At 71.3% G+C, this 10,260-nt stretch carries 5 protein-coding genes and 1 pseudogene; 1 reads left to right on the forward strand and 5 read right to left on the reverse strand.

Features of this window, described 5'->3' with window-relative positions:
* Both ACFU7Y_RS31420 and ACFU7Y_RS31425 read right to left on the reverse strand, forming a co-directional pair.
* A partial coding sequence (locus tag ACFU7Y_RS31420) for a glutamate synthase-related protein (RefSeq protein WP_380770419.1) occupies positions 1-949 on the reverse strand: 949 nt, incomplete at its 3' end.
* A 417-nt stretch (positions 950-1,366) separates the two neighbouring features.
* Positions 1,367-2,746, reverse strand: coding sequence for a chloride channel protein (locus ACFU7Y_RS31425; protein WP_380770420.1), 1,380 nt, complete (start codon positions 2,744-2,746; stop codon positions 1,367-1,369).
* A 540-nt stretch (positions 2,747-3,286) separates the two neighbouring features.
* Between ACFU7Y_RS31425 and ACFU7Y_RS31430 the strand changes: the two are divergent.
* A pseudogene (locus tag ACFU7Y_RS31430) lies at positions 3,287-5,297 on the forward strand (SpoIIE family protein phosphatase).
* Positions 5,298-5,404: 107 nt separating this feature from the next.
* On the opposite strand, the gene ACFU7Y_RS31435 reads toward ACFU7Y_RS31430, so the two are convergent.
* The 3 genes from ACFU7Y_RS31435 to ACFU7Y_RS31445 are packed head-to-tail and all read right to left on the reverse strand — an operon-like array spanning position 5,405 to position 9,932.
* The gene (locus tag ACFU7Y_RS31435) at positions 5,405-6,382 is read right to left on the reverse strand and encodes an antibiotic biosynthesis monooxygenase (RefSeq protein WP_224278555.1); all 978 of its coding nucleotides are present in this window, start codon (positions 6,380-6,382) and stop codon (positions 5,405-5,407) included.
* Positions 6,379-9,108, reverse strand: a complete 2,730-nt coding sequence (locus ACFU7Y_RS31440; protein WP_380770421.1) for a molybdopterin-dependent oxidoreductase — start codon at positions 9,106-9,108, stop codon at positions 6,379-6,381. Before ACFU7Y_RS31440 ends, ACFU7Y_RS31435 begins: the two co-directional genes overlap by 4 nt.
* The gene (locus ACFU7Y_RS31445) at positions 9,105-9,932 is read right to left on the reverse strand and encodes an FAD binding domain-containing protein (RefSeq protein WP_380770422.1); all 828 of its coding nucleotides are present in this window, start codon (positions 9,930-9,932) and stop codon (positions 9,105-9,107) included. Before ACFU7Y_RS31445 ends, ACFU7Y_RS31440 begins: the two co-directional genes overlap by 4 nt.
* Between the last annotated feature and the right edge of the window lie 328 nt (positions 9,933-10,260).

The raw sequence follows: 10,260 nt of genomic DNA on the forward strand, positions 1-10,260 counted from the left end.
GGTCGACCCCGCGGTCACCACGTGCCATCAGCGTGGCCAGCTCCTGCCAGAAGCCCATCTCCCCCACCGCACTCTTGACCCCGACCGGCAGACCGGTCTCGGTGGCGAGCAACTCGACGAAGTCGAGCATCGAGTCGACGTCGCCGAACGCGGTGTGCCGCGACGGGGAGGCGCAGTCCTCGCCGACCGGGATGCCGCGGATCCCGGCGATCTCCGGGGTCACCTTCGCGCCCGGCAGCATCCCGCCCAACCCCGGCTTGGCGCCCTGGGAGAGCTTGATCTCTATCGCCTTGACCGGAGCGCCGGCGACCACCTCCTTGAGCTTGTCAAGGTTGAAGCTGCCGTCCTCGTTGCGGCAGCCGAAGTACGCCGTACCGAGCTGGAGGACGAGGTCACCGCCGTTGCGGTGGTACGGCGAGAGGCCACCCTCGCCCGTGTTGTGCATCGTGCCTGCCAGCGCCGCCCCCTTGTTGAGCGCCGTGATGGCCGCGCCCGAGAGCGATCCGAAGCTCATCGCCGAGATGTTCACCACGCTCGCCGGCCGGAACGCCCTGGCGCGTCCGCGCGGCCCGCCCAGCACCTTGGCCGAGGGCAGTGGAGCCTGCGGATCGTGCATGTCGGGCAGCGTGTCGGCGAACGTGCGCTGCTTCACGTAGGCGTGCCCCTGGACGTGCTCGACGTCGACTTCGGTTCCGAACCCGAAGTAGTTGTTCTCCTCCTTCGCCGACGCGTAGATCCACGTGCGCTGGTCACGGCTGAACGGGCGCTCCTCCTCGTTGGAGGTCACGATGTACTGCCGCAGCTCCGGCCCGATCGTCTCCAACAGGTACCGGGCATGCCCGATCACCGGGAAGTTCCGGAGCAGCGCGTGCCTCTTCTGGATGAGGTCGCGGGCAGCCAGAAGCGCCACCGCAGTTGCGGCGGCCGCGCCGATCTTCCGGGCTTGCATGAACGTTCCTCCTCGATGCACGACTCCGTCGCCGGGCGGTGGAGCCGTTGACGTGTTGGCTGTTGGACGGCGCGCACGGCCGAGCGGGCAGCAGCGTCCGTCGAAGGACTGCGAAACGATGTTAGGAGGCCCCGCGGACGGGCCTGCCGTCAGGGGGCCGGTCCGGAACAAGAACCGGCTGTACAAGCCGGTCAAGAGCAACGGCAAGTGGATCCCGGACCCGTCGTGGAGCGCGATCGGCAAGCAGATCCGCTTCGCGGGCGGCTCCGGCGCGCCGGACTCCGAGGGGCTGACGGTCGGCGGCAACGGGCCACGTCTACGTGACCTCCGCGCGCGACAACACCGACCACCCGCCGACGGCCAGGAGCTTCGTCGTGCCCGTCCCCCGAAACCGCGGTGAGGTCCCGGTGCCTCCGTTCACGCCGCGGCGTCGTCGCCGGACGGCGGATGCGTCAGGGGGACGCCGGCCCGGGGAGGCGTGTGCCCGACGGTCGCGGGAGCCTCCCGTCGCGCGAGCCGCAGGGTCACCACGTACGAGACCACCACCGCGACGATCACCAGGGGCATCACGGTCAGCCCCTGGGCACCGAGCAGCAGGGTGGCCAGCAGGACAGAGGTCATCGGGAGCCTGAGCATGGCCACGCCCAGGGCACCCACGCCGATGGCGAAGCCCGTGGTGACGTCCAGGCCCGGCAGGTGGGACATGGCCAGGCCGCCTGCCCCGCCCACGAACAGGGCCGGGAAGACGGGCCCGCCGCGGAAGGCGCCGAGCGAGGCGCCGTAGGCGAGCGACTTGAACACGATGAGGAGCAGCAGCGTGCCCACGGAGTAGGTGGCGTGGTCGGCCAGGAGGGGGCCGATGGCGGTCTCGCCCGAGTACAGCACTCCGGAGATCGGTCTGTCGGTGATGACGGTGTAGAGGAGGGCGAGTGCTCCGATGAGCGCGCCCGTCAGTGCGGTGAGCGGCACCCGTCGCCGTTGGACGCGTGATTTCAGATGCAGGGCGGACCGGCGGACCGCCTCGCCGAGGGTGGCAGCGGCGAGGCCTGCGACGATCGCCCAGCCGAACGCGGCGATGGTCGGCCGGTCGGCGGGTGGCACCTGTGTCAGTGCCAGGGAGTAGGTGCCGAGTCCGGTCCAGGAGTCCAGGCCGGTGAAGATCAGCGAGCCGATGCCTGCGGCAAGCAGGCCGGGCACCAGGACGACGCCGAGCATCGACCCGGCCAGGCCGGAGGCCTCCATCAGCAGGAACGCCCCGATCACGGGCGAGCCGAGGAGCTCGCTGATCGCCGCGAAGCCGCCCGCCGCGCCGACGACGGCGAGGACGTCGGGAGGGGCGTCACGTTTCACCAGCCGGATCGCACCGACGGCCAGGCCGCCGCCGAGTGCGATCAGTGGGGCCTCCGGGCCGAGGACGGCGCCGAGGCCGAGCGAGGCGATCGCCGCGAGGGCGACACCGGGTACCGTCGCCACCGAAGGGGTACCGCCGGTCTTGAGCCCGTCGGCCGGCTCGTGCCCGCCTCGTCCGGGAAGGTGCCGGATGGTGAGGGCCACCAGGACACCGGAGACGGCGAGCAGGGGAACGGCCCACCAGTTCGGTGTTCCGCTGAAGCCGAGGCCCTTGGGAAGCGTGTCGTAGACCAGGGACTGGAGTTCGGAGACGAGGGCGAGGAAGCCGTATGCCGCGACCGAGATCGGGACGCCCAGCACGGCCGCCATCACCAGCAGCGCGACGTAGTCACGGCTGCGGACGATCGCGAACGGGTCCTCGGGGGCCGCGGCGGGCTCGACAGGCATGCGCATCGTCTCCTCGGCGTCCCAGCTGCCGAAGAGCGGGTCGGGCGGGCCCGGGTCCGGCGGCACCGACCGTCGTGGTGGCCTGAAGAGCCGGCCTGCCCGTCTCGCAGCCTGTGGCGGGGCAGGTGCCCCTTCGATCATCGCGACGTCAACGGCATCCGGCTTGTCGGACACGCCACGCGGGTGAGCGCCGCCTCGGTGCCGCGGGTCGGTCCGACCGAGCCCTGCCACAGGCGTCCGTCCAGGAGATTCGACGAGCGGAGCCGGACACCGCCGTTGCCGTGCGCCTGCGCTCCGACCCTCGCGACCCGGCCCGCACCGCAGGGGCGGCGCGGTGCGTTGACGGCGGTGGCGCCGCACCTGTCGTTCGTCCCGGAACGGAACCTCCACCGGCTTCTCGCACCTGTCGGGGGCGGGCTGGCCGAGTGCCGCACATGGGGCGGACGATGGAGAGACCATCCGCACGCGCCCGGGAGGAGTGTGGGAGTGGCCCGCAGCACGGCACAGGGGGGCGACCGGCCGGCGCCGGCGGATGCGGCGATGCCCGCCGGCGGGCTGCTGGACGTGCTGGGGGTCGCCGCGGTGGTCCTGGACGAGCAGGGCCGGATCGTGCTGTGGAGCCCGCAGGCCGAGGAACTGTTCGGCTTCGACAGCCAGGAGGCACTGGGCCGGCCCGCGGCGAAGCTGTTGGTGGAGGAGGAGCAGCGGCCCCAGGTGCTGGAGCTGTTCAGCCGCGTGATGTCCGGGCAGGGGCCGTGGGCGGGGGTGTTCCCGGTGCGGCACCGGGACGGGCACACCGTTCGGGTGGAGTTCCGCAACATGCGCCTGGTGGCCGAGGGGGGCCGCCTGTTCGCGCTGGGCATCGCTTCGAAGGAGCGGACGCTGCGCCGGGTGGAGCGGGACGTGGCGCTGTCCTCGCGGTTGGTGGACCAGTCGCCGATCGGGCTCGCCGTGCTGGACACCGGGTTGCGGTACGTGCTGGTGAACGCGGCGCTGGAACGGATCGACGGCGTACCCTCCGGGGAGCACCTGGGCCGTACGCCCTGTGAGGTGCTGCCGCACCTGGACACCGCGATCGAGGTGCGCATGCGGGAGGTGTTGGCGTCCGGTGAGCCGGTGCTGGACGAGGTCACCACCGCGATCAGGCCGACCGATCCGCACCGGGAGCACGCGTGGAGCGCCTCGTTCTACCGGCTGGAGGACCAGGCCGGGCGGATCATCGGGGTGGCGGTCTCGGTGGTGGACGTCACCGAGCAGCGCGAGGCGGCGTTGACCGCGGCGCGGGCCCGTCGACGCCTGTCGCTGATCGCGGACGCCTCGATCCGGATCGGCACCACCCTCGATCTGCCCACCACGGCGCGCGAGCTCGCTGAGGTGGCCGTGCCCGAGGTCGCCGACATCGCCGCCGTCGACCTTCTGGACGCCGTCCTCGCCGACCCGGCGCCCGGTGGTGACCCGGGCGAGGTGCGGTTCCGCGCCATGGCGATCAAGGCCGCGGACCGCAGCCCCGCACTCCGGGCCGCCGACCCGCTCGGAGAGGTCGCCCGCTACGTAGCGCAGCGGCTGGTCGCCCAGTGCGTGCGCACCGGCCGTCCGGTGCTGGTCCCGCAGGTGCGCGGCCCGGACGTCGCCCGCGTCGCCCGCGACGCCGACGCCGCCGATCTGCTCCGGCAGGCCGGGCTGCACTCGTACCTCGCCGTACCGCTGATCGCCCGCGGTGAGGTCCTGGGCGCCCTGGACCTGAAGCGGACCCGAACCCCCGCCCCGTTCGACGCCGACGACATGGTGCTGGCCACCGAACTCGCCGCCCGCGCCGCCGTCTGCATCGACAACGCCCGCTGGTACCAGCGGCAGCGCCACGCTCGTCCTCCAGCGCCACCTGCTGCCGCCGCGCCACACCGCCGATCCGCCCGGCCTCGCCATCGCCCACCGGTACCAGCCCGCCACCACCACGCACGAGACCGGCGGCGACTGGTTCGACGCCATCCCGCTGCCCGGCGAGCGCACCGCGCTCGTCGTCGGCGACGTCATGGGCTCCGGCATCACCGCGGCCGCCACCATGGGACAGCTGCGCACCAACACGCGTACCCTGGCCCGCCTGGGACTCGGCCCCGACGAGGTCCTGACGCACCTGGACGAGACCACCCGCGACCTCGGCGAGGCCATGGCCACCTGCCTCCTCGCCGTCTACGACCCGCACACCCGCGTGTGCCGCCTGGCCTGCGCCGGCCACCTTCCGCCCGTCCTGGTCCGCGGGAACCACCCGCCGCACCTGATCGACCTCGACCCCGGCGCACCGCTGGGCGTCGGCGACGTCCCCTTCCGCACCACCGACCTGCACCTTCGGGCCGGCGACGACCTGGTCCTCTACACCGACGGGCTCGTCGAGGTCCGCGACCAGGACATCGACCAGCGCCTGGAAGCCCTCATCGACCTCCTCGCCTGCCCCCACCGGGACCTGGAGGACACCTGCGACCTCCTGCTCTCCGCCCTGCGCCGCCCCGACACCGCCGACGACGTCGCCCTGCTCATCGCCCGCGTCCTGTCCTGACCGGCAGGCCGTCGCTCCTCCGTCCTTCGCCGCACCAGGGCTCCGTGGTCGGCTCCGGTGCGGAGGGCGAATTCAAGCCGCTGCCGGCCCGGTCGCCCCGCTGAAGGTCAGGGCAGTGTCCAGAACCGGGTCGTGACGAGGTAGAAGAGGACGGCCCAGAACGCGGTCACCCCGGCGACGGTGCCGAGACCGATGCGGTTGTTCCTCGCCGCGGGCTCGCCCGGCGGGGGCCGGAGCCACCGCTTGAGCAGCGGGTTCACGTAGAAGGGCATCGTCAGGAAGCTCATGGTGAAGCTCGACAGCAGGTTGCCCACCAGCAGGCCGATCCAGAGCGGCATCCTCAGCGGCGAAAGGGCGAGCGTCAGCAGCACGACGGTCGGGTACAGGCCGACCCACACCGCGATGGCGGTTCTGGTTTCCGACGGCGGCGGCGCCTCCTTGCCGTTCTCCTCGAAGGCGAACCAGCTACCGAAGGAGTTGTCGATCGTCCGAAGCCTGAACTCGTTGAACCTGCTGCCCTCGGCGAGCAGCTTCCGTCGCGCGCCTGACGTCAGCCAGGCGTCGAGGTGCTCGGCACTGTCGAACCGGTAGAGCGTGGTCCACTCGTCCTGAAGCCCCTCGATCGGGCGGAAGAGCTCCGTACCGCGAAAGCCCTCGAACGTCCGCTCCTCCTGATTCATCCGCCGCTGCCAGTCGAGGAACTCCTCGACGTGGTCGGGGTGGACGCGGTGGGTGACCACGACGGTCACGAGCGGATCCGGTGCCTGCACGCCGCCTCTGACGACCTGCTGGGTTCCCGGACCGTCGAAGTACCTGCCGCCGGTGTCGAGCAGGTTCTGCCTGGTGGCGCTGTTGATCCATGCCTGTAGATGGGCGATCGAGTCGAACCGGTAGACGACGGTCCAGTCGGGCTGCAGGGACGTCGGCGGGGAGACCTCCGCGCCGAGGTAGCCGGGGTAGTCGGCGGCGGCGGCGTTGACGTCCTGCTGCCACGCCTCGTACTCGTGCTCCAGCCCCGGCCGGACCCTCAGACCGATGATGGCCGTCGCCGCAGCGTCCCCGTCCCGGGGCTTCACGGTGTTCATTTCGGTCCGGGCGCCGTCGACACCGGCCTGGCCTCGTTCAGCCGGCTGTAGATCCGTTCCGGGGTCAGCGGCAGCGCGCGGTAGCGGACACCCGTGGCGTCGTGGAGCGCGTTCGCCAACGCGGGGGCCACCGGATTGATGCAGCACTCTGCGATCCCCTTCGAGCGCATCGGCCCGACCGAGTCCGAGGACTCCACCAGGAGCACGTCGGTACGGGGGATGTCGGCGTAGGTGGGGATGCGGTAGTTGCGGAGGTTCGGGTTGACCATGACACCGTTCGCGTCGATCCGGTGATTCTCCGTCAGCGCGAAGCCGATCCCCTGGGCGACACCGCCCTCCACCTGTCCCCGGACCTGCACGGGGTTGATGACGTCGCCGGCGTCGGTGGCCTGCACGCTGTACAGGACGCGGATCTCGCCCGTCACCCGGTGGACGGCGATGCGGATTCCCTGCGTGTTGGAGGTGACACTTCGCGGTGAGCCGTAGCCCTTGCGGGCGGCGGTGAAGCGGATTCCGCGCGCGCGGGCCAGGGCGACGAGGTCCGCCAACGGCACGCGCTGCTCGCCGCAGAGGACGCCGTCGTCGTCCATCGAGCACATCACGACGTGGACGCCCGTGTGGACGGCGGCGAACTCCAGGATCCGGTCCCGCACCGCGTTGGCCGCACGGAGGACGGCGTTGCCCGCCACGAAGAGTCCCGCGCTCGCGAAGGCGCCGGTGTCGAACCCCGTGCGGTCGGTGTCGGACTGCACCAGGCGGATCCGCTCCGGCGTCGTGCCCAACTGGTTGGCCGCGATCTGGATGTGGGCGGTGGGGGTGCCCTGGCCGAACTCGACCGTCCCGACGGCCAGCTCGTACACCAGGTCGTCCCCGAGCGTGACCCAGGCCTCCGAGACGTGCTCGGTCGGCGGCGCGGTCTCGTGCAGGGAACTCGCCACGCCGGCCCCGACGAGCCAGTCGGGCCCCGGTGACGGCTCGTGAGCCGTCCGGGCCATCGCGGCGTCCACCAGGTCGATGCACCTGGCGAGTCCGTCCTCGGTGAACATCACGTCGTCGGGTCCGTCGTGCAGGGCGACGAGCGGATCGCCCGGTCGGACGATGTTGCGGCGCCGCAGTTCGAGCGGGTCGAGGTGCAGGGCACGGGCCAGCTCGTCCATCGCCGATTCCACGGCGAACGCCGGCTGTGTCATCCCGTATCCGCGCAGTGCCCCGCTCGGAACGGTGTTCGTGTAGACGGCGTAGGCGTCGTACTTCTTGTTGGGACAGCGGTAGATCATGACGGCGCTGCCTCCCCCGTACAGCGTCTCGCCACCGTGGTTGCCGTAGGCGCCGGTGTTCGACACGTTGCGGACCTGGAACGCCGTGAGCGTCCCGTCCGCCTTCGCGCCGAGCTTGACCGTCAGCGTCATCGGATGCCGGGGCGAGGCCGTGGTGAACTCCTCCTCGCGGGTGTACTCGAAGCAGACGGGCCGCCCGGTGTCCAGTGTGGCGAGCGCGGCCAGATCCTCCGAGAACACCTCCTGTTTGCCTCCGAAGGCGCCGCCCACGCGCTTGCAGAACACACGCAGCTGGTCCGGACGCAGCGCGAACAGGTACGCGAGTTTGACCTTGGCGATCGACGGCGACTGCGAGCTGGTACGGACGTTCAGGCGACCGTCCTCCATCCAGGCGATCGAGCCGTGGGTCTCCAGGTGCGCTTGCTGCACGCGCGGGGAGGAGTACGTGCCCTCGTGGATCACGTCGGCGTCGGCGAATCCGGCATCGACGTCACCGATGTGCGAATGGATCTCCACCAGGATGTTGTGGACCGGGTCCCGGACGAAGGGGTCGTGGGCGCCGTGCAGTTGCGGCGCCCCCTCGGCCATCGCCTCCTCGGGGTCGAACACGGCCGGCATGACGTCGTAGTCGACGACGACCCTCCGGCAGCCTTCCTCCGCCGCCGCGACGGTGTCGGCCAGGACGGCCACGACGCGCTGGCCGACGAAGCGCACCGTGTCGTCGAGGATGAAGGTGTCGTCCGGATCGACGAGGTGGTCGGTGTGGATCGCCGTGGTGAAGCGCTTGCGCGGCACGTCCTCCCAGGTGTAGACCCGGCGCACGCCGGGAACCGCGAGTGCGGCGGCCTTGTCGATCGAGACGATCCGGGCGTGCGCGTGCGGTGAGTGCAGCACCTTGAGGTGCAGCATGCCGTCGAGACGGGTGTCCATGGTGAACTCGGCGCGGCCGGTCACCACGTCGTCGGCCGCCGGCGTGCCGACACTCGTCCCCACCGCCTTCCCCGGGGCCGCCGTCTCCACGCCGGCGACGCCCCGCACGGCGTCCTCGATCGCCCGGTAGCCGGTGCAGCGACAGAGGTTGCCCTTCAACGCCCGGGGCAGGTCGCCCTTCTGAGCCTCGGTGAGCGACGCCGACGTCATGATCATCCCGGCTGTGCAGAAGCCGCACTGGAATCCCGGGGCGTCACGGAACTGTCGCTGCATCGGATGCAGGTCGCCCGGTGATCCGAGCCCCTCGATCGTCGTCACCTCGTGACCGTCCGCACGGAACGCGGGGGTGATGCAGCTGTGTACCGGATCGCCGTCCAGCCATACCGTGCACGCGCCGCAATCGCCCGCGTCGCACCCCTTCTTGACGCCGAAGTGGCCGAGCGAGCGGAGGAAGGTGCGCAGGCACTGGCCGGGTCGCGGCTCGTCGTCGAAGCTCCTGCCGTTCACGAGGAAGGTCATGCCGGGCCCCCAGCCATGAGTTCGTGCCGAATTTCCTCGGTGAAGTGCTTGGTCAGGTGGCGACGGTGTTCCGGGGTCCCGTTCGGATCGGCGAACCAGGCGTCGGCGGGGATGACATCGATGCTGTGCTGAAGAGTCCGCGCGTCGGGCATGCTGTCGAAGGCGATCCGCACCGGCCGCGTGGTGCCGGCGGTGACGGTGAGCATCAGGTCGTTCTTCCCGGGCGTCTGGGTACCGATGAGGAACACCGTCGAGCGGCCGAGCCGGGTCAGTGTGAAGCGGCGGTGCACGGTGCGTTTCCGCAGGGCGCGCGCCGGAATCCTGACGCGGCGCAGCAGTTCGCCCGGTGCGAGGACGTTTCGGTTGTTGCCGGTCACGAAGTCGAGGGCATCGACGAGACGGGTCGACCCGTCGGGAGCCCACAGCTCGTACCCGGCCTCCAGGGCGACCGTCAGCGTGATCATCGGGCCGGCAGGCAACGACAGGCAGATGTTGCCGCCGACGGTCGCCGAGTTCCACACCTTGAACGAGGACAGGAACGCCTCACAGCCCGTGGCGAAGAGGGCACCCGCAGTCCACTCACGCGGCGGCTCGAAGGCGTACAGGTCGCGGATGGTGCAGGTCGCACCGATCTCCAGGCCTGCGTCGCTCGGAACGAGCGGATCCCAGCCCAAGGACATCAGGTCGATCAGGCGGCGCAGGCTCGGCTGCTCGGCGGAGAACAGGAACGTGCCGCCCGCGAGCCAGGCATCGCCCTCACGCCAGTCCGGGCCGGGTCGATCGGGCGGGCGCCGGACGACTTCGGTGATGGTGTTGAGGTCCATGGGAACCGTTCTCCCTCATGACGACCACCGCGCGACGGACCGCCGCCGGATTCGCCCATGGGCCGCTGCGGTCGAACGCCCGAGGGGGAGCCCTGGCGGGCGCTGGCAGTCATGTCAAGCGTATAGCCGGACGAGCCAGGCCCGCCAAGTCGACACCTTGGGTGACGTCGAGCCGTCGGGGTCGGTGCGGTGGTGCCGGCCGGGCCGGGCCGGACGGGCGGGTCGGTAGCGGCTTCGGTGGTTCGCGCTCCGTCCGGCGACGGCTCACCGTCCAGGGGCTCCCGGCCGCCCGGCAGCAGCTCACGCAGGATCCGGATCGCGCCGGCCG

This window comes from Kitasatospora sp. NPDC057542 (assembly GCF_042801945.1).
GTDB lineage: Bacteria > Actinomycetota > Actinomycetes > Streptomycetales > Streptomycetaceae > Kitasatospora.

What these genes read in the sequence shown, in the direction of transcription:
- ACFU7Y_RS31425 (WP_380770420.1), bottom strand. Translation starts at nt 2,746, where the DNA reads ATGCCTGTCGAGCCCGCCGCGGCCCCCGAGGACCCGTTCGCGATCGTC.
- ACFU7Y_RS31435 (WP_224278555.1), bottom strand. Translation starts at nt 6,382, where the DNA reads ATGAACACCGTGAAGCCCCGGGACGGGGACGCTGCGGCGACGGCCATC.
- ACFU7Y_RS31440 (WP_380770421.1), bottom strand. Translation starts at nt 9,108, where the DNA reads ATGACCTTCCTCGTGAACGGCAGGAGCTTCGACGACGAGCCGCGACCC.
- ACFU7Y_RS31445 (WP_380770422.1), bottom strand. Translation starts at nt 9,932, where the DNA reads ATGGACCTCAACACCATCACCGAAGTCGTCCGGCGCCCGCCCGATCGA.